The 26647-nt window shown below is 72.9% G+C and carries 5 protein-coding genes; all 5 read left to right on the forward strand.

Translation table 11 applies throughout. The features are described 5' to 3' along the window. Positions 1-3105 (forward strand): type I polyketide synthase (locus tag ABZ374_RS44775; protein ID WP_360323713.1); only part of this gene is annotated, 3105 nt, incomplete at its 5' end. A 90-nt stretch (positions 3106-3195) separates the two neighbouring features. Further along, positions 3196-13764: a type I polyketide synthase gene (locus ABZ374_RS44780; RefSeq protein ID WP_360323715.1), complete on the forward strand. Its 10569-nt coding sequence runs from the start codon at positions 3196-3198 to the stop codon at positions 13762-13764. Beyond that, positions 13761-18632 (forward strand): type I polyketide synthase, encoded by a 4872-nt coding sequence (locus ABZ374_RS44785; protein ID WP_360323717.1) that lies wholly within the window; start codon positions 13761-13763, stop codon positions 18630-18632. Before ABZ374_RS44780 ends, ABZ374_RS44785 begins: the two co-directional genes overlap by 4 nt. A 38-nt stretch (positions 18633-18670) precedes the next feature. Continuing rightward, positions 18671-25075 (forward strand): SDR family NAD(P)-dependent oxidoreductase, encoded by a 6405-nt coding sequence (locus tag ABZ374_RS44790; protein ID WP_360323719.1) that lies wholly within the window; start codon positions 18671-18673, stop codon positions 25073-25075. Beyond that, on the forward strand, positions 25075-26647 hold a 1573-nt coding region (locus ABZ374_RS44795), incomplete at its 3' end, for a beta-ketoacyl synthase N-terminal-like domain-containing protein (protein ID WP_360323721.1). The genes ABZ374_RS44790 and ABZ374_RS44795, both read left to right, overlap by 1 nt.

Raw genomic sequence — 26647 nt, forward strand, 5'->3', positions numbered from 1 at the left:
GTCGGCGCGGACCGGGACGAACTGGTCGCGGGTCTGGGGCGGTTGGCGGCGGGTGAGGCCGGGGCCGGGGTGGTTTCCGGGGTCGCGGGTGGGGGGCGTACGGCGTTCCTGTTCACGGGTCAGGGTGCGCAGCGGGCGGGGATGGGTCGGGAGCTGTACGACGCTTTCGCGGCGTTCGCCGAGCCGTTCGACGAGATCTGTGCCTGTTTCGACGTTCACCTGTCCCGGTCGTTGCGGGACGTGGTGTTCGACGGGGTGGGGTTGGACGAGACGGGGTTCACCCAGCCCGCGTTGTTCGCGGTCGAGGTGGCGTTGTTCCGGCTGCTCGAGTCGTGGGGTGTGCGGCCGGACTTCGTGACCGGTCACTCGATCGGCGAGCTGGCCGCCGCGCACGTGGCCGGGGTGCTGACCTTGGACGACGCTTGTCGGGTGGTCGCCGCGCGCGGCCGGTTGATGCAGGCGCTCCCGGCGGGCGGGGCGATGTTCGCCGTCCAGGCGACCGAGGCCGAGGTCGTCGAGCTGTTGCAGGGCCGCGAGAGGGAGGCGGGCATCGCGGCGGTCAACGGGCCGTCGGCGGTGGTGATCTCCGGCGTCGAGGACGTCGTCGTCGCGATCGCGGAGGAGTTGCGCGAGCGGGGGCACAAGACCCGGCGGCTCACCGTCAGCCACGCGTTCCACTCGCCGTTGATGGATCCGGTGCTGGACGAGTTCGCCGCGGTGCTGGCCGGGGTCGAGTTGGCCGAGCCGGTCGTTCCGATGGCCGCGACTGCCGAGGAGGTGTGTTCGGCCCGGTATTGGGTGGATCACGTGCGCGAGCCGGTGCGGTTCGCCGATCACGTCACCCGACTGCGCGCGGCGGGTGTGACCCGCTTCGTGGAGATCGGTCCCGACGGCGTGCTCACCGCGATGGGCCCGGAGAACGTGGCCGACGCGTCGTTCACCGCGCTGCAACGCCGGGACCGACCGCAGGTGCGTACCGCCGTGACCGCGTTGGCCCACCTGCACACCGCCGGCCACACCGTCGACTGGTCCCGCCTGTTCACCGGGACCGCCGCGACCCTGACCGACCTGCCCACCTACGCCTTCCAACATCGGCACTACTGGCTGGACGTCGACCCGTTGTTCACCGCTCGGCCGCAGACGCCGGGCGACGGTTGGCACTACCGGATCGACTGGCGCCGGCGCTCGGCCGGGACGTCGGCCGGCCTCTCCGGTCGTTGGTTGTTGCTGGTGCCCGAGTCGGACGAGCGTTTCGTGTGGGTGGCCGGCGCCGAGCAGATGCTGACCGAGCGCGGTTGTGCGGTGATCCGCGTACAGGTTCCGGCCGCAGCGGATCGCACCGCGCAAGCCGCCGTCGTGCGGGACGCGGTCGCCGGGCAGCGGATCGACGCCGTACTCAGCCTGCTGGCGTTCGACGACCGGCCACACCCGGACGCGGAAGCGGTGCCCAGCGGACTGGCCGCCGTCGCGAACACCGTGCAGGTCTGCGAGGAACTCGACCTCGGACGCCTGTGGGTCGCCACCCGGCAGGCGGTCTGCGTCGGCGGTGCCGATCCTGCGGCGGAGACCGGTCAGGCACAGGTCTGGGGCCTGGGCCGGGTCGCCGCGCTGGAGAAGCCGCAACTGTGGGCCGGGCTGGTCGACCTCCCGGAGCGTGCCGACGCCCGGATTCGGGAACTGGTCGCCGACGTGCTGGCCGCGCCGGATGGCGAGGACCAAATCGCCGTGCGCGAGCACGGTGTGTTCGTCCGGCGCATGGTGCGTTCGTCCGCATCGACCACCGCCCGGGAATGGCAGCCCGGCGGAACCGTGTTGGTCACCGGCGGTACCGGCGGCGTCGGAGCCAATATCGCGCGTTGGCTGGTCACCCAGGACATCGAGCGGTTGTTGCTGGTCGGCCGTCGCGGTGCGGAGGCCCCGGGGGCGGCTGCGCTGCTCGACGAGCTGACCGCGTCCGGCATGCCGGTGGCCATCGAGGCGTGCGACGTCACCGATGCCGCCGCGGTGCGCCGGTTGGTCGACTCGATCCCCGCCGACCGCCCGCTGAGCGCGGTGATCCACGCCGCGGGCACGCTGGACGACTGTTTGATCGACTCGCTCACGCCACAACGTTTCGCGGGCGCACTGGACGTCAAGATCAAGGGTGCGCTGAACCTGCACGAGTCGATCGAGGACTCGCATCTGGTGCTGTTCTCCTCGCTCGCCGCGACTGTCGGCACCAAGGGACAGGGCAACTACGCCGCGGCCAACACGTTCCTCGACGCGTTCGCCGAGCAGCGCAGCGCGGCCGGACTGCCCACCACCTCGATCGCCTGGGGTGCCTGGCAGGGCGACGGCATGGTCGCCGATCATGCCGTCGCAAGCCGGACCCGCCGCTACGGCCTGCCGCTGATGGCGCCGGATCGTGCCATCGCCGCGCTGCGACACGTCATGACCGAACCGGCGGCCGCGCACATCGTGGCCGACATCGACTGGTCGCGGTTCGCCGCGGACTTCACCGCATCGCGGCCGAGCCGGCTGATCGCCGATCTCCCCGAGGTGCGCGCACTGGGCGAGCTCGGGCCGGCCACGCGGGGCACCGATCTGCCCGCCGCGCTGGCCGCGATGCCCGAGGACGAGCGCGGACCCGCTCTGCTGGAGCTGGTGCACGAACTGGTCACCACCGTGCTGGGACACGATTCGGCCCCGGATGCGGGCCAGGCGTCGCGGTCCGCGATAGGACCGGACAGTTCCTTCCACGGCATCGGCTTCGACTCGCTCACCGCCGTCGAACTGCGCAATCTTCTGGTCGTCCGGGTCGGCGTGCAACTGCCCGCGACCCTCGTCTACGACTACCCGACTCTCGCGTCGCTGGCCGAACACCTGGACGAGCACCTGGCCTTCGAGGACCGGGGCGTGGACGGCCTGCTCGCCCAACTGGACACGCTGGGCGCCAAGCTCGCGGTCGCCGAGCTGAACGCGGACGAACGCTCCCGGATCACGCACAGATTGAACGAGATCCAGTCCGCCTGTGCGCCGCGGTCGGATCCCGCACGCGACCTCCAGTCGGCGTCCCGTGCCGAGGTGCTCGACTTCCTCACCAACGAACTCGGAATCTCCCGCTGACAGTTGACCGTCTTCGACCGCTGCCGGATGCCCGGCGCAGGTAGCAGGCCGACCACCGACTCGACGGACGCACCGGAAGTGAATCCACCAATGCCTAACGACGAAGAGCTGCTCGACTATCTGAAGCAGGCCGCCGCCAACCTGCACGAGGCACGGCAGCGGGTGCGCGAGTTGGAGGACGGCGATCGCGAGCCGATCGCGATCGTGGGCATGAGCTGCCGGCTGCCCGGTGGTGTGCGCTCGCCGGAGGAGTTCTGGGAACTGTTGGACGCGGGTGTGGACGCGGTGTCGGAGTTCCCGCAGGACCGCGGCTGGGACCTGGAGAACCTCTTCGACCCCGACCCGGCCGCGCCGGGCAAGTCGTATGTCCGCGAGGGCGGATTCCTGCGGGACGCGGGGGAGTTCGACCCGGCGTTCTTCGGGATCTCGCCGCGTGAGGCGTTGGTGATGGATCCGCAGCAGCGGTTGTTGCTGGAGTGTTCGTGGGAGGCGATCGAGCGGGCCCGGATCGACCCTCGGTCGCTCAAGGGCAGCCGGACCGGCGTGTTCGTCGGCAGCAACGGTCAGGACTACGGCACCCTGTTGCTGCGTGCGGACGAGCGGTCGCACGGCTACCTGGCCACCGCCGCGTCGGCGAGTGTGCTCTCCGGGCGGATCTCCTACACGCTGGGCCTGGAGGGGCCGGCGATCACGATCAGTACGGCCTGTTCGTCCTCGCTGGTGGGACTGCACCTGGCGGCACGGGCGTTGCGCGCCGGGGAGTGCGAACTGGCCCTGGCCGGCGGGGTGACGGTGATGCCGACACCGCGGCTGTTCGAGGTGTTCTCCCGGCAACGCGGTCTGGCCGTCGACGGCAGGTGCAAAGCGTTCGCGGGCGCCGCCGACGGGACGGGCTGGGGCGAGGGTCTGGGGATCCTGCTGTTGGAGCGGCTGTCGGACGCTCGGCGGCTGGGCCATCGGGTACTGGCCGTGGTGCGGGGCACGGCGGTGAACCAGGACGGCGCGTCGAACGGGTTGACAGCCCCCAACGGACCGTCGCAACAGCGGGTGATCCGCGAGGCGTTGGCCAACGCGGGCCTGGTGCCGGGCGATGTGGACGTGGTCGAGGCGCACGGGACCGGGACGGCGCTGGGTGATCCGATCGAGGCGCAGGCGCTGCTGGCCACCTATGGGCAGGGCCGGCCCGCCGATCGTCCGCTGTGGCTGGGGTCGGTGAAGTCGAACGTGGGGCATGCGCAGGCGGCCGCGGGGGTCGCCGGCGTGATCAAGATGGTCCTGGCGATGCGGGCGGGTGTACTGCCGCGGACGTTGCACGTGGACGAGCCGACCCCCGAGGTGGATTGGTCCTCGGGCGCGGTGCGGCTGCTGACCTCGGAGCAGGCGTGGCCGGTCGTGGACGGTCGGCCGCGCCGGGCGGGCGTGTCGTCGTTCGGCATCTCGGGCACCAACGCGCACGTGATCGTCGAGCAGGCGCCGGAGGTCGCCCCGGTCCCGGTCCCGGACGTCGACTCGACGCCGGCCGTGCTGCCGTGGGTGTTGTCGGGGCGGACGGCGCAGGCGTTGCGGGCGCAGGCGGCGCGGTTGGCCGCGCATCTGTCGGCAAGCCCGGAGTCGGCCGTCCCGGACGTGGGTTGGTCGTTGGCGTCGACCCGCAGCGCCTTCGAGCATCGTGCGGTGGTCGTGGGCCTGGACCGGGAGGAACTGCTCGCGGGTCTTGGTGCCGTGGCCGGGGGAGGGGCCGGGCCGGGTGTGGTTTCGGGTGCGGCGCGGTCCGGCGCCCTGGGCTTCGTGTTCGCCGGGCAGGGCGGCCAGCGGCCGGGGATGGGCCGGGGTCTGTACGAGCGATTCCCGGTGTTCGCCGAGGCGTTCGACGCGGCGGCGGCGGAGCTGGATCGGCGGTTGACGGGCCACGTCATGCATCCGGTGCGGGACGTGGTGTTCGGTGCCGAGGGCACCGAGGGTCTGCTGGACGAGACGGTGTTCACCCAGGCGGGGCTGTTCGCTATCGAGGTGGCGCTCTACCGGCTGGCCGAATCCTTCGGGGTGCGGCCGGGGCACGTGGTGGGGCATTCGATCGGCGAGTTGGCGGCGGCGCACGTCGCGGGCGTGTGGTCGTTGCCGGACGCCTGCGCGGTGGTGGCCGCACGCGGCCGATTGATGCAGGAGTTGCCGTCGGGCGGTGCGATGGCGGCGGTGGGACTGGGGCCGGACGAGGTCGAGGGGCTGTTGACGCCGGGTGTGGTGGTCGCCTCGGTGAACGGGCCCGGTCAGGTGGTGGTCTCCGGTACCGAGGAGGCCGTGGCGGCGGTGGTCGCCGAGGTGTCGGCGCGAGGCGGCCGTGCGCGTCGGCTGCGGGTGTCGCACGCGTTCCATTCCCCGTTGATGGAGCCGATGTCGGCGGAGTTCCGGCGGATCCTGGAGTCGGTGCGCTTTGACCGCCCGGGGTTGTCGGCGGTGTCGGGTGTGACGGGTTCGTGGGTGGATCCGGATGCGTGGTGTTCGCCGGACTACTGGGTTCGCCAGGTGCGTGAGCCGGTGTTGTTCGGCGCGGGCGTGCACACCCTGTTGCACGCGGGTGTCTCGACGTGGGTGGAGCTGGGGCCCGCGGGGGCATTGGCCGGGGCGGTCGCCGAGTGCGCCGACGAGGCCGGCGTCGAGGTGGCCTCGACGGTGGCGTTGCGTGCGGGGCAGGACGAGGTGCGGACCGTGTTGTCGGCGTTGTCCGCGGTGCATGTCGGCGGACATCCGGTCGACTGGGCACCGATGTTCGCCGAGGCTCGCGCCGTCGACCTGCCCACCTACGCCTTCCAACACCAGCACTACTGGATCCACACCGGCCCGAGCGCGGGCGAACCGGCGGAGATCGGCCTCGCCGACGCCCGGCACCCTTTGTTGGGCGCCACCGTCGCCATCGCGGGCGAGGACAGGGTGGTGCTCACCGGACGGTTGTCGCTGCGCACCCACCCGTGGTTGGCCGGCCACACCGTGCTGGGCTCGGTGCTGCTGCCCGGCACCGCACTGGTCGATCTGGCCCTGCGCGCCGGCGACGAGGCCGGCTGCCCGGCCCTGGAGGACCTGACCCTCCATCAGCCGCTGGTGATTCCGCAGCGGGGCTCGGCGCAGGTGCAGATGGTCGTCGGTGCCACCGAGAACGACGGCAGACGTGCCCTCACCGTGCACGCCCGGCCCCACGACGAGCACGTCGAGCACGAGTGGACCCTGCACGCGAGCGGTCTGCTGGCTCCCGCGGATGCCCCGGAGCCCGCTCCGTCGATCGCCCAGTGGCCGCCGCCGCAGGCGCAGACCGTCGACCTCGACGACTTCTACCCCGGCCTGGCCGACCACGGCTACCACTACGGTCCGCTGTTCCAAGGGCTGCGGGCCGTGTGGCGACAGGCCGACGAGATCTTCGCGGAGGTCGCCCTGCCCGAGGTGGCCGGCGCCGAGGCGGCGAGATTCGGCATGCATCCGGCCCTGCTCGACGCGGCCCTGCACGCCGCCCGGCTGGGCGAGTTCCACGAACGGCCGGACGGCAAGTACCTCCCGTTCGCCTGGACCGGGGTGGCCCTGTGGAGTCGGGGCGCGACGGCCGTGCGGGTGCGGATCTCCAAGGCGGGTACCGATGCCATCCGGCTGGACGTCACCGACACCGCGGGCCGACCGGTCCTGACCGTCGATGCGCTGGCGCTGCGCCCGATCTCCGCCATGCCGCTCGACCTCGGCACATCCGATGCCCTGTTCCGCCTCGACTGGACGCCGGTGCCCGCGGCCGACGGCTCCGGACTGCGCATCGCCACCGCGAGCACGCCGGAGGAGGCACTCGCGCACGACTGCGACATCGTGGTGGTGCGGTGCTTCGACACCGACACGGAGACCGCCCCCCAGGCCGACGTCGACGCGGCGCCCGAGGCCGATGCCACGCACGCGGCCACCCACCGCGTGTTGGCCCTGCTCCAGCGCTGGCTGACCGCCGACACCGGCGCCAGGTTGGCGCTGGTCACCCGACGGGCCGTGGTGATCGGCGACGACGAGCCGGATCTCGTGCACGCGCCGTTGTGGGGACTCGTCCGGACCGCGCAGACCGAGCACCCCGACCGTTTCGTGCTGATCGATGTGGACGATCCCGGCTCCGCGACACCCGCCCTGGCCGCGGCGATCGCCACCGGCGAACCACAATCGGCGATCCGGGACGGCAGGATCCTGGTCCCCCGGTTGGCCCCCGCCGTCGTGCGGCAGGCCCCGGCCGGGTGGAACCCCGACGGCACCGTGCTGATCACCGGCGGATCCGGAACGCTGGCCGGACTCGTGGCCGAGCACGTCGTGCGGAACCTGGGTGTACGCAGGCTGATCCTGGCCAGTCGCAGCGGCAGGCCCGCCCCGGGGAGCGAACTGCTCGACGGGGAGATCACCTCGGTGCGCTGCGACGTGTCCGAGCGCGCCGCGGTGGACCGACTTCTCGCCTCGATACCGGGCGAACATCCGCTCACCGCGGTCGTGCACACCGCCGGTGTCCTGGACGACGGTGTCCTGCACGCACTGACCCCCGAACGCATCGACACCTCGTTCGCGGCGAAGGTGGACGGCGCCCGGCACCTGCACGAGGCGACCGCCGACCTGGACCTGGCCGCGTTCGTGCTGTTCTCCTCGGCCGCGGCCACCCTCGGCGCCGCCGGGCAGGGCAACTACGCCGCCGCGAACGCCTACTTGGACGCGCTGGCCACCCACCGCAGGAGGCTCGGGCTACCCGCGGTCTCCCTCGCCTGGGGGCTGTGGGCCCAGGACAGCGGCATGACCCGCGGTCTCGGCGACGCCGAACTCACCCGAATCTCGCGGATCGGCGTCACCGCGCTGACCTCCGAGGAGGGCATGCGGCTGTTCGACGCCGGATGCGCCGCCGAGCACGCCGTGTTGTTGCCGATGCGGGTGGACACCGCGATGTTGCGCGCCCGACGCGAGCACCTCCCGGTGCCGATGCGCGGTCTGGTCCGCGAACCGGCCCGCGCCCGGCGGGACTCCTCGCTCGCGGACCGGCTGGGTGGGCTGACCGGCGCCGAACGCAGCCGGATGGTGCTCAACATCGTGCGTAGCGCTGTCGCCGACACCCTGGGCTACAACGCCGCCGACGGTGTGCGACCCGAGCAGAACCTGCACGAGGCCGGCTTCGACTCGCTGACCGCGGTGGAGTTTCGCAATCGGCTCGCCGCCGCCACCGACCTGCGGCTGCCCGCCACGCTGACCTACGACTACCCGAGCCCACGGGCGATCACCGAGCATGTGCTGACCCGGCTGATCGTGCCCGAGCCGGAGGCGGCGGCGAACACCGAGGTCGCCGCGCCGGTCCAGGACGATCCGATCGTCATCGTGGGCATGGCCGGTCGTTACCCGGGCGGCGTCCGCACACCCGACGACCTGTGGGACCTGGTCGTCTCCGGCGGCGACGGCATATCCGAGTGGCCGGTCGACCGCGGCTGGGACACCCGGAACCTGTTCGACCCCGACCCGGACGCGGTCGGCAAGTCGTATGTGCGCGAGGGCGGTTTCCTGCACGAGGCGGGCAGGTTCGACGCCGGCTTCTTCGGGATCTCGCCCCGCGAGGCGGTGGCGATGGACCCCCAGCAGCGCCTGCTGTTGGAGTGTTCGTGGGAGGCGCTCGAACACGCGGGCATCGACCCCGTCTCGCTCAAGGGCAGCCGAACCGGGGTGTACGCGGGCGTGATGTACCACGAGTACGCCTCCCGGCTGGGCGCGGTGCCGGCCGGATACGAGGGCACGCTCGGCACCGGAAGCGCCGGCAGCATCGCCTCCGGGCGGATCTCCTACACCTTCGACTTCGTCGGCCCGGCGGTCACCGTGGACACGGCGTGCTCGACTTCCCTGGTCGGACTGCACCTCGCCGCCCAGGCGTTGCGGGCCGGCGAGTGCGAGTTGGCGTTGGCCGGTGGGGTGACGGTGATGCACACCCCGCGTCCGTTCGTCGAGTTCTCCCGGCAGCGCGGACTGGCCGCCGACGGCCGCAGCAAGGCGTTCGCCAAGGCCGCGGACGGCGTGGCCTGGGCCGAGGGCGTCGGAATCCTGGTGCTGGAGCGGCTTTCCGACGCCCGGCGGCACAGGCACGAGGTGCTGGCGGTGGTGCGGGGTTCGGCGATCAACCAGGACGGGGCCTCGAACGGGTTGACGGCGCCGAACGGTCCCTCGCAACAGCGGGTGATCCGGGCCGCGTTGGCCAACGCGGGCCTGGCACCGGGCGATGTGGACGTGGTCGAGGCGCACGGGACCGGGACGGCGCTGGGCGATCCGATCGAGGCCCAGGCGCTGCTGGCCACCTACGGGCAGGGCCGGCCCGCCGATCGTCCGCTGTGGCTGGGGTCGGTGAAGTCCAACATCGGCCACACCCAGGCCGCCGCCGGCGTGGCGAGTGTGATCAAGATGATCCGGGCGATGCGCGAAGGGGTGCTGCCTCGCACGCTGCATGTGGACGAGCCGACGCCGGAGGTGGATTGGTCCTCGGGCGCGGTGCGGTTGTTGACCGCGCAGCAGGAGTGGTCCGCCGAGCACGGCCGGCCGCGCCGGGCCGGGGTGTCCTCGTTCGGCATCAGCGGTACCAACGCGCACCTGATCCTGGAACAGATACCGGACGAACAACCGGACGAGGCACCGGCACCCGCGCCGCACGTGATTCCGTGGGTGTTGTCCGGCCGCTCGCCGCAGGCACTGCGGGCGCAGGCCGCACGGTTGGCCGAGTACCTGTCGACCAAGCCGAACTCGACCGCCCTGGACGTGGGTTGGTCGTTGGCGACCACCCGCAGCGCGTTCGAGCAGCGTGCGGTGGTCGTGGGCGCGGACCGGCAGGAGTTGCTGGCCGGGCTGTCGGCGGTGGCCGCCGACGGTGCCGGCGCCGATGCGGTCGCCGTGGACGACGGTCCGGTCCTGGTGTTCGCCGGCCAGGGATGCCAATGGGTGGGAATGGGCCGGGAGTTGTCCGCGTCGTCCGCGGTGTTTCGCGAGTCGATGCGGCGGTGCGCCAAGGCGCTGGCTCCGTTCGTCGACTTCGAGCCGCTCGACGTGCTCGACGACGCCGCCGCCCTGGCCCGGGTCGAGGTCGTACAGCCCGCGTTGTGGGCGGTGATGGTGTCGCTGGCCGAGGTGTGGCGGTCCTGGGGTGTCTCGGCCGCCGCGGTGATCGGGCACTCGCAGGGCGAGATCGCCGCCGCCACGGTGGCCGGGGCGTTGTCCGTCGAGGACGCCGCCCGAGTGGTGGCGGTACGCAGCCGGTTGATCGCCGAGAAACTCTCCGGCCCGGGCGGGATGGCCTCGATCGCGTTGCCCCGCGACCAGGTCGTCGCGATGCTCCCGGAGCACCCCGGCGTGTCGATCGCGGCCGCCAACGGCCCGTCGTCCACCGTGGTTTCGGGCGACCTCGCCGGGCTGGTCGCGCTGCTGGCCTCCTGCGACGCCGGCGGGATCCGGGCCCGGCGGATCGACGTGGACTACGCCTCGCACTCGCAAGAGGTGGAGTCGATCCGCGACGAGTTGGTGACCGCGTTGCAGGGGATTCGTCCGCTGCCCGGTGACGTGCCGTTCGTGTCGACGGTGACCGGTGAGCGCATCGACACCGCCGAACTGGGCCCGGAATACTGGTACGGCAACCTGCGCCGCACCGTGGAGTTCCAGGCGGGCGTGCAGTACCTGCTGGACCGGGGACATCGGGTCTTCCTGGAGGCCAGCCCGCACCCGGTACTGACCGTGGGCATCGAAGAGACCGCGGACGGCGTGGTGGCGTTGGAGAGCCTGCGTCGGGACGAGGGCGATCTCACCCGGATGGTCGGCGCGGCGGCCGAAGCCTGGACCCGGGGTGTGGCGGTCGACTGGATGCCGTTGCTCGCCGGCGGCCGACGGGTGGAACTGCCCACCTACGCCTTCCAACACCGGCAACACTGGCTGGACGCGACGCCCGGCCACGCGGGCGACGTGGCCGCGGTGGGACTGGCCGAGGCCGGGCACGCGCTGGCTCCCGTGACGGTGGAACTGCCGGGCGGCCGGTCGGTGTGGACCGGACAACCCTCCACCCGGGCGTTTCCGTGGCTGGCGGACCACGCGGTGCTGGGATCGGTACTGCTGCCCGGCGTGGCCTGGGTGGAACTGGCGTTGCACGCCGGACACCGGGTCGGCTTCGGCGCCGTGGAGGAGCTGAACCTCCAGGCACCGCTGCTGCTGGACGAGTCGGCTCCGGCCGGGATCAGGGTGGTGGTCACCGAGCTCGACGACCCCGACCGCCGGGCGGTGTCGATGCATTCGCAGCGCCCGGACGGGACCTGGACCACCCACGCGGAGGGCATCCTCGGCGTGGCCGCTCCGCCCCCCGCCGCTCTCACGCAGTGGCCGCCCGCCGGGGCCGCGGCGCTCGACGTCGACGGGTTCTACGAGAGACTCGAAGCGGCCGGCTACCACTACGGCGACGCGTTCCGCGGCCTGCGGCGGATCTGGCGGAGCGGCGAGGAGCTGTACGCCGAGATCGCGCTGCCCGGGGACGGGACGAGCGAGGGGTTCGGCATCCACCCCGCACTCTTCGACGCCGCCCTGCACGGCATCGCCTTCGACGACGCGGCCGGGCACCGTCCCGGCGAGACCCGACTCCCATTCTCCTTCACCGACGTGCACCTGTTCGCCACCGGCGCGACCGCGCTGCGGGTGCGGATCGACCCGCGCGAATCCTCCTGGCGGGCCTGGGACGGCGACGGACTCCCGGTGTTCGACATCGGACGGCTCGCCACCCGGCCGGTCGACGCCGGGCAGTTGGCGACGAAGCCCGCGGAAGTCCTGTTCGGGATCGACTGGCAGCCGGTGACCCCGGCCCCCGGATCCGTTGCCGGCTCCGCGGTCGTCCTGGGCCCGGACCCCCTCGACCTGGCCGCCGCACTGGAGCACGCGGGCCTGCGGGTCGACACCGCCGCCGACCCGGCCGCCGTACGAATCGTGCCCGACCTGGTTCTGCTCCCGTGCCGGTGGCCCGCGGCCGATCGCGACGAGCCGCCCGCGGCCGTGCGCGCGGCGACCGGGCGGGTCCTCGGCGTGTTGCAGGAGTGGCTCACCGACGCCCGCTTCGCCGAATCCCGCCTGGTCGTGGTCACCCGCGACGAGTCCCGCGACGGCCTCGTGCACGGCACCGTCCGGGCACTGCTGCGCACTGCGCAGACCGAGAACCCGGACCGGATCACCCTCCTCGACCTGGACGACCACCCCGACTCGATCGCCACCGTGCCCGGCTTCGCGGCCGGCCCCGAACCCGAGGTGCTGGTGCGGGCCGGCCTGGGCAAGGTGCCCCGACTGGCCCGGATCGGCGAGCCGACCGGGGGCGGTTCGCTGGGCACCGGCACCGTCCTGATCACCGGTGGCACCGGCACCCTGGGCGCACTGCTGGCCCGGCACATCGTGGAGACACACGGCAACACCCGGCTCCTGCTGGTCGGCCGCGCCGGCCCCGCGGCCGCCGGCGCCGACCGGCTGCACGCCGAACTCACCGAACTGGGCGCACACGTCGACATCGTGGCGGCCGACGTCGCCGACCGCGGCGCCGTGGCCGAACTGCTCGCCGGAGTGGACCCGGAGTACCCGCTGTCCGCCGTCGTGCACGCCGCCGGTGTGCTGGACGACGGCGTGCTCGGCAACCAACCCGCGCAGTGGCTGGACGCGGTGTTGCGCCCCAAGGCCGATGCCGCCTGGCACCTGCACGAACTGACCGCCGACCTGCCGCTGAGCGCGTTCGTACTGTTCTCCTCTGCCGCCTCGGTCCTCGGCGCGGCCGGCCAGGCCAACTACGCGGCGGCGAACGGCTTCCTGGACGCGCTCGCCGCGCACCGCGCGGCCCGCGGCCTGCCCGGCCTGTCGCTGGCCTGGGGACTGTGGGCCCAGCGCAGCGAAATGACCAGGCAGGTCGGGTCCGCGTCGCGCAACATCGCTGCGGTCGGCGCGCTGTCCGCCGCCGAGGCCCTGGCCGCCTTCGACGCCGCGCTCGGCGCCGCTGCGCCGCTCGCGGTACCCATCCGACTCGACACGGGGTCCGGGCACGAGGTGCCGGCGATGTTGCGCGGCCTGGTGCGGGCGCCGCGGCGGACGGTCGCCGCCGCGGCTCCGGCGACCGACGGACGGTTCGCACAGCGGTTGGCCGAGCTGAGCGGCGAGGAACGGCTGCACCTGGTGCAGGACGTCGTACTCGGCGCGGCGGCCGCGGTGCTCGGCCACGAGAGCCCGGACGCGATCGTCCCCTCGCGAGGTTTCCTCGACCTGGGCTTCGACTCGCTGACCGCGGTACGGCTGCGCAACAGGCTGGCCAAGCAATTGGATCTGCGGCTGCCCGCCACCACCGTCTTCGACCACCCGAGCCCGGAACGGCTCGCCGCCTACCTGGTCGGGCGGTTGGTGGGCACGGTCGACGCCACCGGATCGGCGCTGGAGCGGCTGGACGTGCTGCGCCGCGACCTCACCGGCCCGACCTCGCACGCACTGGACCGGGGCCTGATCGCCCAACGGCTGACCGCTCTGCTGGCGGAGCTGCGGTCGTCGGCCGCACCCGCCGACGACGTCGGCGACCTGGATACCGCGACCGCGGACGAGATCTACGCCTACCTGGACGACGAGCTGGGAATCGGAGGTGCGCAGTGAACGGCGACGACAAGGCGCTCGGATACCTGAAACGGGTCACCGCGGAACTGCGGTCCGCTCGCGAGCGGGTGCGCGAACTGGAGTCGGCGGCCGTCGAGCCGATCGCGATCGTCGCGATGGCCTGCCGCTTCCCCGGCGGCGTCCGCACCCCGGAGGAGCTGTGGGACCTGGTCGCACAGGGCCGCGACGCGATCGCGCCGTTCCCGGCCGACCGGGGCTGGGACGCCGACCTCTTCCATCCCGACCCGGACGCGCCCGGCAGGTCCTATGTGCGCGAAGGCGGATTCCTTTACGACGTCGCCGACTTCGACCCCGGGTTCTTCGGTGTCTCGCCGCGTGAGGCGTTGACGATGGACCCGCAACACCGGCTGCTGCTGGAGTGTTCGTGGGAGGCCCTGGAGCGGGCGGGCATCGGCCCGGCCGCGTTCGCGGACAGCCCGATCGGTGTCTACACCGGACTGATGACCCACGAGTACGCGACCCGACTGCCTCGCCTCGACGAGGACGTCGAGGCGTTCGTCGGCATCGGCAACGCCGGCAGTGCGGCCTCCGGGCGGATCTCCTACACGTTCGGGCTGACCGGGCCCGCGGTCACCGTGGACACGGCCTGTTCGTCCTCGCTGGTCGCCCTGCACCTGGCCGCGCAGGCGCTGCGGCAACGACAGTGCTCGCTGGCGTTGGCCGGCGGAGCGTCGGTCATCTCGGCGCCGACCGTGTTCACCACCTTCAGCAGGCAGCGCGGACTCGCGGCGGACGGTCGCTGCAAGGCGTTCTCGTCCACGGCGGACGGCACGGGCTTCGGCGAGGGTGTCGGGGTGCTGGTGCTGGAGCGGCTTTCCGACGCCCGGCGGCACGGGCACGAGGTGCTGGCCGTGTTGCGCGGTTCGGCGGTGAACCAGGACGGTGCCAGCAGTGGGTTCACCGCGCCGAACGGCCCGTCGCAGCAGGCGGTCGTCCGGCAGGCCCTGGACGACGCCCGGCTGACGCCGGATCAGATCGACGCGGTGGAGGCGCACGGCACCGGCACCACGCTGGGTGATCCGATCGAGGGACAGGCACTGCTGGCGGTCTACGGACCCGGTCGGCCCGCCGATCGTCCGCTGTGGCTCGGCTCGCTGAAGTCGAACATCGGCCACACCCAGGCCGCCGCCGGGGTCGCCGGCGTGATCAAGACGGTGCTGGCGATGCGGGCGGGCGTGTTGCCGCGGACGTTGCACGTGGACGAGCCGACTCCCGAGGTGGATTGGTCCTCGGGCGCGGTGCGACTGCTGACCGCGCAGCAGGCGTGGCCCGTCGAGCACGGTCGGCCGCGCCGGGCCGGGGTGTCCTCGTTCGGGATCTCCGGCACCAACGCGCACGTGATCGTCGAACAGGCCCCGGACGAGCCCTCCGACGACGTCGTGGTGGCGGGCCCCGACGTACTGCCGTGGGTGTTGTCCGGCCGGTCGCCCGAGGCGTTGCGGGCACAGGCCGCGCGGTTGGCGGCGCACGCCACCGCTCGTCCGGAATCGGCCGCGCTGGACCTGGGCTGGTCGCTGGCCGCCACGCGCGGTGTGTTCGAGCACCGTGCCGTGGTGGTCGGCCGCAGCCGCGAGGAGTTGCTGGCCGGCACGTCGGCGGTGGCCGCCGGGGGCGAGCATCCCGGGGCGGCCGGCGTCCACCGCGGCGTGGTGCTGGTGTTCGCCGGCCAGGGTTGCCAATGGGTCGGCATGGGGCGGGAGTTGTCCGAGTCGGCCGCGGTGTTCCGCGAGTCGATGGGGCGTTGCGCCGAGGCGTTGCGGCCCTTCGTCGACTTCGACGTGCGGGCCGTACTGACGGACGAGACGGCGCTGGCACGGGTGGAGGTCGTGCAGCCCGCGCTGTGGGCGGTGATGGTCTCCCTCGCCGCGCTGTGGCGGTCCTGGGGTGTGCCGGTGTCCGCGGTGATCGGGCATTCGCAGGGTGAGATCGCCGCCGCGACGGTGGCCGGGGCGCTGTCCGTCGACGACGCCGCGCGGGTGGTGGCGTTGCGGAGCCGGCTGATCGCCGAGAGGTTGTCCGGGTTGGGCGGGATGGTGTCGGTGGCGTTGCCGCGCGACGAGGTGGTCGCCCTGCTCGCCGACTACCCCGACGTGTCGGTGGCGGCGGTCAACGGGTCGTCGTCCACCGTGGTTTCCGGTGACATCCCCGGGCTGGACAAGCTGCTCGCCGCGTGTGCGGGGCAGGGGGTGCGGGCCCGACGGATCGACGTGGACTACGCCTCCCACTCCGCGCAGATCGAGCTGATCCGCGACGAACTGCTCACCCTGCTGGACGGGATCACCCCGCGAACCGCCGAACTCGCGTTCGTGTCGACGGTGACGGGCGAGCGGATCGACACCGCCGAACTGGGCCCCGAGTACTGGTACCGGAACCTGCGGCAGACCGTGGAATTCCGGGCCGGTGTGCGCCACCTGCTGGACCGGGGGCACGCGGTGTTCATCGAGTCCAGCCCGCACCCGGTCCTGACCGTCGGCATCGAGGAGACGGCCCAGCACCATCAGGCGGTGGTGCTGGAGAGCCTGCGCCGGGACGAGGGAGACCTCACCCGGATGGTGACGGCGGCCGGCGAAGCCTGGACCCGAGGTGTCGAGATCGACTGGACGCCGCTGCTGGCCGGCGGCCGACGGGTGCAACTGCCCGGATACGCCTTCCAACGCTCGCGCTACTGGCTGGAAGCCGCGGACCGGCCCCGGCCCGCCGCCGAGGAGGGGGACCAGGACTTCTGGACCGCCGTCGACCAGGGCGACCCGGACCGACTGGCGGCCCTGCTGCGGGGTCCGGCAGGGCAGGACCACGACGACCTGCGCCCGCCCCTGGCGCACGTGTTGCCGGCGCTGGCCGACTGGCGTCGGGAACGGCGGCGCAAACTCGCCGCGGACGCCCTGCGCTACCGGGTCGTCTGGCGGCCGGTCGCCGACCCCCGGCCCCCCGCCGAGCCGATCGCCCGCTGGACCGTGGTCGTGCCCGCCGAACTCGAACACGACGCGGACACCGACCGGATCCGCGCGGCCCTGGCCGGCGCCGGCGCCGACGTCGACCTCCTGGCCCTGGGACCGCAGGACACCCGGGCGACGCTCGCCGAGCGGCTGGGCGTCGTCCGCCCCACCGCGCTGGTGTCCCTGCTGGGACTGGCCGAGACCACGCACCGGGACCACGACGTACTGCCCCGTGCCGTGTCGGACACCGTGCTGCTCGTCCAGGCGCTGACCGACGCCGCAGTGCGAGCCCGCCTGTGGACGCTCACCCGCGGCGGCGTCGCGGCCACCGGCACCGACTCGGTGGACTCCACAAAACCCGCGCAACTGTGGGGTCTCGCACGGGTGTTCGGGTTGGAACACCCGGAGTCGTGGGGAGGTCTGCTCGACCTGCCGGCCGAACTCGACGAGCGTACGGCGGCCCTGCTGCTCGCCGCCCTGTCCACCCCGGACGGCGAGGACCAGCTCGCCCTGCGCCCGGCCGGGCTGCTGGCCAGGCGGCTGGTCCGGGCCCCGGCATCCGAAAGCGCGGGCAGCGCGCCGCAGTTCCGCGACACCGCGCTGATCACCGGCGGCACCGGCGGACTGGGCGGCCACGTCGCCCGCCGGCTGGCGCACGCCGGCGTACGGCACCTGGTGCTGGTCAGCCGCCGCGGCCCGGACGCGGAAGGCGCGGATCGACTGCGCGAGGAGCTGGTCGCCCTCGGCGCCCGGGTCACCATCGCCGCGTGCGACGTCGCCGACCGCGCCGCCCTGGCCACGCTCCTGGAGCAACTGCGCACGGCCGGCCCGCCGATCCGCACCGTCGTGCACACGGCGGGCTCGGGACGGTCCGCGCGGCTGCTGGACACCGACGCGGCCGAGATCGCCGCAGTGCTCGCGCCGAAGGCGGCGGGCGCGCGAAACCTGCACGAACTGCTCGGCGATCTGGACGCCTTCGTACTGTTCTCCTCCGGCGCGGGAGTGTGGGGCAGCGGCGGACAGGGTGCGTACGCGGCGGCCAACGCCGACCTGGACGCACTCGCCGAACACCGCCGCGGTCGGGGCCTGGCCGCCACGTCGGTGGCCTGGGGCGCCTGGGCCGGCGAGGGGATGGCGACGGGGGCCGCCGAGGAGCGCCTGCACCGCCAGGGGCTGCGGTTCATGGATCCGCAGGTCGCGATCGGCGCCCTGGATCAGGCGCTCGAACACGACGAGGGCACCCTCGTCGTCGCGGACATCGACTGGCCGACCTTCGCCGCGCGCTACACGTCGGCGCGCGATCGGCCGCTGATCGGCGAGATTCCCGAGGCCCGGCCGGTGCGAGCGCCGGAACCGGCGGAGCAGACCCCGGACCTGGTCGCCAGGTTGGCCACGCTCTCCGGGGACGAGCGACGTCGGGCGCTGCTCGGCGCGGTGGCGGCGCAGGCCGCGGTGGTGCTCGGGCACCCCGACGCGGCCGCGGTCCCGGTCGACCGGTCGTTCCGCGACCTCGGCTTCGACTCGCTCACCGCGGTCAAGCTGCGCAATCGGCTCGCGGCGGCCACCGGACTGAGCCTGCCGGCCGGCCTGGTCTTCGACCACCCGAACCCCGCGGCGCTCGCGACGTACCTCGGCTCGCGGCTCGCCTTCGACGAAAACCCGGTCCGCTCCGCCCTGTTCGAGGACCTGGCCCGACTGGAGTCCACCGTCGCGGCACTGTCCTGCGACACCCTGCCCGCGGTCGTGCCGGACGTCCGGGAGCGGGCGGCGCTCACCGCGCGGCTGCGCGCCCTGCTCACCGGATGGGACCAGGCCCGGGGCGGCGATCAGAGTGCTTCCCGAGAACAGGTCGACGACGTGAGCGACGACGATCTCTTCGACTTCATCGACGCCAAATTCGGCCGTTCCTGACCTCTGTCGACTACCACGCGAAAAGGATGGGTCTCTCCATGGGGGACGAAGACAAGCTCCGCACCTATCTCCGGCGCGTCACCGCCGACCTGGCGGACGTGACGGAGCGGTTGCAGCAGGCAGAGGACCGGTACTGCGAGCCGATCGCCATCGTGGGCATGGGCTGCCGCTATCCCGGCGGCGTGCGGTCGCCCGAGGACTTCTGGACGCTGCTCGACGACGGCGTCGACGCGGTCGCCGGGTTCCCCGACGATCGCGGCTGGGACCTGGACGAGCTGTACGACCCGGACCCCGACGAGCCGGGCAAGTGCTACGTCCGCGACGGCGGCTTCCTGTACGACGCGGGGGAGTTCGACCCCGGGTTCTTCGGCATCTCGCCGCGCGAGGCCCTGTCGATGGATCCGCAGCAGCGGCTGCTGCTGGAGTGTTCCTGGGGCGCGCTGGAGCGGGCCGGCATCGACCCGGTGTCGCTGCGCGGCACGGACGTCGGCGTCTACATCGGCGCCTGGAACGGCCACTACGGCAGGACGAGCGGGGCGGAGAGCTCCGAGGGCCACCTGCTGACCGGCAACGCGTCCAGCGTGGTCTCCGGCCGGGTGTCCTACGTGCTCGGTCTCCAGGGCCCCGCCGTCACGGTGGACACCGCGTGCTCGTCCTCGCTGGTCGGGCTGCATCTGGCCGCGCAGGCGCTGCGGGCCGGGGAATGCGACCTGGCGTTGGCCGGCGGCGTGACGGTGATGTCCACCCCGTTGGCGCTGGTGTCCTTCTCCCGGCAGCGGGGACTGGCCTGGGACGGCCGCTCGAAGGCGTTCTCGGCGTCCGCCGACGGCATGGGCATGGCCGAGGGCGTCGGCGTACTGGTACTGGAGCGGCTCGCCGAGGCCCGGCGCAACGGCCACGAGGTGCTGGCCGTGCTGCGCGGCTCGGCGGTGAACCAGGACGGCGCCTCGAACGGCCTGGCCGCGCCGAACGGGCCGTCCCAACAGCGGGTCATCCAGGCGGCGTTGGCCAACGCCCGACTCGCCCCCTCGGACATCGACGTGGTCGAGGCGCACGGCACGGGTACCGCCCTGGGCGACCCGATCGAGGCGCAGGCGCTGCTGGCCGCGTACGGGCAGGGGCGGCCGGCGGATCGTCCGCTGTGGCTGGGGTCGGTGAAGTCCAACGTCGGGCACACCCAGGCCGCCGCCGGCGTGGCGAGCGTGATCAAGATGGTGCTGTCGCTGCGCGAAGGCGTATTGCCCAGGACCTTGCATGTGCAGGAGCCGACGGCGGAGGTGGACTGGTCCTCGGGCTCGGTGCGGTTGTTGGCGTCGCCGCAGGAATGGTCCGCCGGGCACGGCCGGCCGCGCCGGGCCGGGGTGTCCTCGTTCGGGATCTCCGGCACCAACGCCCACGTGATCGTCGAGGAGGCGCCGCCCGCCGAGTCCGTCCGGGACCGGGCCGAGCGCGCACCGGTGCCCGACGCGCTGCCGTGGGTGTTGTCCGGCCGCACCGCGGCGGCACTGCGGGCACAGGCGGCGCAACTGGGCGCGCGGGTGGCGCACCTGGACCCCGTCGACGTGGGCTGGTCGCTCGCGACCACCCGCAGCGCGTTCGAGCACCGCGCGGTGGTGGTGGGCCGGGACCGGGAGGAACTGCTCGCGGGCCTGGCGGCAGTGGCCACCGGCCCCGACGGCCCGGCGGCCACTGTGCGAGACGGTGCGGTGCTGGTGTTCGCCGGCCAGGGGTGTCAATGGCTCGGCATGGGCCGGGCACTGCTGGAGTCCTCCGCGGTGTTCCGGGACTCGATGCGGCGGTGCGCCAAGGCGCTGGCTCCGTTCGTCGACTTCGAGCCGCTCGACGTGCTCGACGACGCCGCCGCCCTGGCCCGGGTCGAGGTCGTACAGCCCGCGTTGTGGGCGGTGATGGTGTCGCTGGCCGAGGTGTGGCGGTCCTGGGGTGTCTCGGTCGGCGCGGTGATCGGGCACTCGCAGGGCGAGATCGCCGCCGCCACGGTGGCCGGAGCGTTGTCCGTCGAGGACGCCGCCCGGGTGGTGGCACTGCGGAGCCGGTTGATCGCCGAGAAACTCTCCGGCCCGGGCGGGATGGTGTCGGTGGCGTTGTCCCGGGAGCGGGTCCTGCCGCTGCTGGCCGACTACCCGGGCGTGTCGGTGGCGGCGGTCAACGGCTCCTCGTCCACCGTGGTCTCCGGCGACGTCGCCGGCCTGGAGGAATTGCTCGCCGCGTGTGAGGCCGACGGGATCCGGGCCCGGCGGATCGACGTGGACTACGCGTCGCACTCCGCACAGGTGGAGACGATCCGCGAGGAACTGCTCGCGGCCCTCGCGGGCATCTCGCCCCGCACCGGCGAGCTGCCGTTCGTGTCGACGGTGACCGGCGAGCGGATCGACACCGCCGAGCTTGGCCCCGAGTACTGGTACCGCAACCTGCGGCAGACGGTGGAATTCCGGACCGGTGTCCGGTACCTGCTGGACCAGGGCCACGCCGTGTTCCTCGAATGCAGCCCGCACCCGGTCCTGACGGTCGGGATCGAGGAGACCGTGCACGAGGCCGGCGGGCAGGCCGTGGTCCTGCAGAGCCTGCGCCGCGACGAGGGCGACCTGGCGCGGATGATCACCTCGGCCGGCGACGCCTGGGCCGGCGGCCTGCCCATCGACTGGCCGGCCATGGTGCCCGGCGGCCGGCGGGTGGGCCTGCCCACCTACGCGTTCCAGCGCGAGCGCCTGTGGCTGGAGCCGCCGCGTGCGCACGCCGGTGACGTGGGCGCGGCCGGACTGGTCGAGGCCGGCCACGAACTGCTGCCCGCAGCGGTGGAGTTGCCGGGCGGGCAGTGGGCGTGGACCGGCCGGCTGGCATTGACGCAGTATCCGTGGCTGGCCGATCACCAGGTGCTCGGCTCGGTGCTGGTGCCGGGCGTGGTGTGGGTCGAGCAGGCCCTGCACGCGGGCCACCAGGTCGGCTTCGGCTGCGTCGAGGAACTGACCCTGCAGGCACCCCTGGTGCTGGACGAGACGGAGTCGGTACAGATCCGGGTGGTCGTCACCGACATCGGCGAGCCGGAGCGGCGGTCGGTGTCGGTGCACTCGCGCGGCGCCGAACAGGACTGGGTGACGCACGCCGAGGGGTTCCTGACGATCGAGGGACGGCAGCCGCAGAGCATGGCGGTCTGGCCGCCCGCCGGGGCGACCCCGGTGGAGGCGGACGGGTTCTACGAGCGACTGGACGACGCCGGATACCGCTACGGACCGGTGTTCCGCGGCGTCCGCAAGGTGTGGCGGGCGGGCGAGGAACTGTTCGCCGAGGTCGACCTGCCCGAGGACGTCGACGTATCCGGATTCGGCCTGCACCCGGGCCTGTTCGACGCCGCGCTCCAAGCCGGCGCGGTCGGTGCGCTCGGCGCCGGCGAGACCCGGCTGCCGTTCTCCTTCACCGACGTGCAACTGTTCGCCACCGGCGCCCGGTCCCTGCGGGTGCGGGTCGGCCCGGCCGGTGCACAGGGAAGGTCCTGGCACGCCTGGGACGGCACCGGACTGCCGGTGTTCAGCCTCGCGAACCTCGCCACCCGGCCGGTCGAAGCAGACCAACTCGCGGCCAAGCGCCCGGAATCGTTGTTCAAGGTCGGCTGGGACGAAGCCGTCCCCGTGGTCGGGACCGACGCCCGAGCCGCGCGCGCCGCGGTGCTGGGGGACGACCCGCTCGGCCTCGCCCCGGCCCTGGAGACCGCCGGTTGGCAGGTGGCCACCGCCGCCGAGCCGGCGTCCGTCGAGCCAGTACCCGAGGTGCTGGTGCTGCCGTGCGTGCACCCGACCCGGCCCGACCAGGACGTGCCCGCGGCCGTCCGGGCGGCCGTCGGGCACGTGCTGGCCGTGATCCGGGACTGGCTCGCCGACGAACGGTTCGCCGACTCCCGGCTGGTCGTGGTCACCCGCAACGCCCTGCCCGGAGACCTGATCCACAGCCCGGTCTGGGGCCTGGTGCGATCCGCGCAGACCGAGAACCCCGGGCGGATCACCCTCGTCGATGTCGACGACCACGCGGACTCGCTCTCGACGCTGGCCGAGGTGATCCACGCCGACGAACCCCGGGTCATGGTCCGGGCCGGCAAGGCCACCGCCGCCCGACTGCTGCGCGTCACGCCCACCGACCTCGTGCCGCCCGCCGGAACGGCCGCCTGGCGACTGGAGATCACCGAACCGGGCACCTTCGACAACCTCACCCTGGGCGCCTACCCGCACGCCGAGAAGCCACTGGCGGATCACGAGGTGCGCGTCGCGGTACACGCGGGCGGCCTGAACTTCCACGACGTGGTCGCCGCCCTGGGCATGGTCGACGACGACCTGACGCTGGGCCGCGAGGCCGCCGGCGTGGTGGTGGAGGTCGGCGGCGCGGTACCGGACCTGGCCCCGGGCGACCGGGTGATGGGCATCCTGTCCGCGGGCTTCGGTCCGCTCGCGGTGACCGGCCACCGCTACCTGGCGCGGATCCCGGCGAGTTGGACCTTCACCCAGGCGGCCTCGGTGCCCGCGGCGTTCCTCACCGCCTACTACGGCCTGTGCGACCTCGGCCGGGTCGGCGCGGGCGACCGCGTACTGATCCACGCCGCCGCCGGCGGTGTGGGCATGGCGGCCGTGCAGATCGCGCGGCAACTGGGCGCCGAGGTGTTCGGCACCGCCAGTCCGGGCAAGTGGGGCACGCTGCGCGAACTGGGGCTGGACGACGCGCACATCTCCTCCTCCCGCACCCTCGACTTCGAAAAGAACTTCCTGGCGGCCACCGACGGACGCGGTGTGGACCTGGTACTGAACTCGCTGGCCCGGGAGTTCGTCGACGCCTCGCTGCGACTGATGCCCGGCGGCGGCCGGTTCGTGGACATGGGCAAGACCGACATCCGACACCCCGAGCAGGTGGCCGAGACCCATCCCGGTGTCGCCTACCGGGCCTTCGACCTGGTCGAGGCCGGTCCGCAACGGACCGGCGAGATGCTCGCCGAGATCGTCCGACTGTTCGAGGCCGGAAAGTTGCGGCTGCTGCCGATCACCCAGTGGGACGTCCGCCGGGCGCCGGAGGCGTTCCGGCACATCAGCCAGGCCAAGCACGTCGGCAAGATCGTGCTCACCGTTCCCCGGGCGATCAGGACGGACGGCACGGTGCTGGTGACCGGAGCCGGCGGCACGGTGGGCGGGTTCGTCGCCCGACACCTGGTCACCGAGCACGGCGCGACCCGCCTGCTGCTGATCGGCCGCAGCGCCGAACACACCGAACTGGTACGCGAACTCACCGAACTCGGCGCCACCGTCACCTGGGCCTCCTGCGATCTGGCCGACGCCGAGCGGCTGGAGCAGGTGCTGCGCTCGGTCGACGACCGGCACCCGCTGGTCGCGGTGATCCACTCGGCGGGCGTGCTGGACGACGGAGTGATCGGTAAGCAGACCCCCGAACGCCTCGACACCGTGATGCGCCCGAAGGTCGACGCGGCGTGGAACCTGCATCGACTGGTCGGCAACGCGCCACTGACCGACTTCGTGCTGTTCTCCTCCGCCAGCGGGGTCCTCGGCGGCGCCGGTCAATCCAACTACGCGGCGGCCAACGCCTTCCTCGACGCACTGGTCGAACACCGCCGCGCGGCGGGCCTGGCCGGCCAGTCGCTGGCCTGGGGCCTGTGGACCGACCGCAGCGCGATGACCGGACGACTGGGCTCCACCGAGCTGGCCAGGATCGCCCGCAACGGTGTCGCCGGGATGTCCGAACAGGACGGACTGGCCCTGTTCGACGCCGCCCGCGACACGGGCGAGGCACTGCTGCTGCCCATGCACCTGGACGTCGCCGGCCTGCGGGGCCGCAGTGGCGAGGTGCCGGCGATGTTCCGCCGACTGGTGCGCTCCGCGACCCGGCGCACGGTGAGCGCCGCCGTGCAGGACTCCGGTCTGGAACAGCAACTCGCGTCGTTGACCGCGGCCGAACGCGGTGAACTGCTGCTCGGCCTGGTGCGCGAGCACGCGGCGGCGGTGCTCGGCCACGGCACCGCGGACGCGATCGCCACGGATCGACCCTTCCGGGAGCTGGGCTTCGACTCGCTGACCGCGGTCGAGCTGCGCAACAGGTTCACCGCGCTCACCGGGCTGCGATTGCCCGCCACCGTGGTCTTCGACCATCCGACACCGCAGGCCCTGGCCAAGTACCTGGACGGGCTGCTGACCACCGACCCGGTGTCCCCGACCGAGCCGGTACTGGCCGCGGTCGGCCGGTTGCGCGGCGAACTGCGCGGTCTCGACCCGGCCGCCGACGGCATCGACGACGTGACGATCCACCTGGAGGCGCTGCTCGTCGAGTGGCGCGCGGCGACGGCGGCGCGCGAGCGGGTGACCGACTACGACGACCTGTCGGCGGCCACCGACGAGGAGATCTTCGCCATGGTCGACAGCGACCTGGGGGAGTCCTGATGACGGCCGGGTCCACCGAGGAAAAGCTCCGCGACTATCTGAAGAAGACCGTCGCCGATCTGCGCAGCGTACGACAGCGGCTGCGCGAGGCCGAGCGCAAGGACGCGGAGCCGATCGCGATCATCGGCATGAGCTGCCGACTGCCCGGCGGAGCCCGTTCACCGGAACGGTTCTGGGAGCTGCTCGACCACGGCGTGGACGCACTGGCACCGCTGCCCACCGACCGGGGCTGGGACCTGGACGCCGCGTTCGACGAAAACCGCTCCTATGTCCGCGAGGGAGGATTCCTCTACGACGCCGGGGAGTTCGATGCCGAGTTCTTCGGGATCTCGCCGCGTGAGGCGTTGGCGATGGACCCGCAGCAGCGGTTGTTGCTGGAGTGTTCGTGGGAGGCGATCGAGCGGGCCCGGATCGACCCCCGGTCGCTCCAGGGCAGCCGAACCGGCGTCTACTTCGGCACGATCGGTCAGGACTACTTCTCGCTGTTCGCCGGATCGGGCGGCGAGTACGCGAACTACCTGGCCACCGCGTGTTCGGCGAGTGTGATGTCCGGCCGGGTGTCCTACGCACTGGGCCTGGAGGGCCCCGCGGTCACGGTGGACACCGCGTGTTCGTCGTCACTGGTGGGACTGCACTCGGCCGCCCAGGCGTTGCGGGCGGGCGAGTGCGATCTGGCGTTGGCCGGTGGTGCCACCGTGATGGCGACGCCGACCGTGTTCACCGCGTTCTCCCACCAGCGCGGGCTGGCCACCGACGGCCGAGCGAAGGCGTTCTCGGCCGCGGCCGACGGAGCGGGATTCGGCGAGGGCGTCGGTGTGTTGGCCTTGGAGCGGTTGTCGGACGCCCGGCGAAACGGCCACGAGGTGCTGGCCGTGGTGCGGGGTTCGGCGATCAACCAGGACGGCGCCTCGAACGGGTTGACGGCGCCGAACGGTCCCTCGCAACAGCGGGTGATCCGGGCCGCGTTGGCCAACGCGGGCCTGGCGCCGAGCGATGTGGACGTGGTGGAGGCGCACGGGACCGGGACGGCGCTGGGCGATCCGATCGAGGCCCAGGCGCTGTTGGCGACCTACGGGCGCGGTCGGCCGGCGGATCGTCCGTTGTGGCTGGGGTCGGTGAAGTCCAACATCGGGCATTCGCAGGCCGCCGCCGGGGTCGCCGGTGTGATCAAGATGGTCCTGGCGATGCGGGCGGGCGTGCTGCCGCGGACGTTGCACGTGGACGAGCCGACCCCCGAGGTGGACTGGTCCTCGGGTGGGGTGCGGTTGTTGGCGGAGGCTCGGTCGTGGTCGACGGTGGGTGGTTTGCCGCGGCGGGCGGGGGTGTCGTCGTTCGGGATTTCCGGGACGAACGCGCATGTGATCGTCGAGCAGGCGCCGCCGGATGGCGGGTCGGTGTCGGGGGTGGTGTCGGGTGACGCGGCGGCGCGGTCCGTCGTGGGTGTGGTGCCGTGGGTGTTGTCGGGGCGGTCGGTGGAGGCGTTGCGGGCGCAGGCGGGGCGGTTGGCCTCGTTTGTGTCGGCTCGGCCGGGGTTGACGGCTGCGGATGTGGGTTGGTCGTTGGTGTCGACCC

The sequence above is a fragment of the Embleya sp. NPDC005971 genome, assembly GCF_040629175.1.
Taxonomy (GTDB): domain Bacteria; phylum Actinomycetota; class Actinomycetes; order Streptomycetales; family Streptomycetaceae; genus Embleya.

Bases quoted from the DNA above. Each gene is read 5' to 3' on its own strand.
- ABZ374_RS44780 (WP_360323715.1), top strand. From the start codon at position 3,196: ATGCCTAACGACGAAGAGCTGCTCGACTATCTGAAGCAGGCCGCCGCC.
- ABZ374_RS44790 (WP_360323719.1), top strand. From the start codon at position 18,671: ATGGGGGACGAAGACAAGCTCCGCACCTATCTCCGGCGCGTCACCGCC.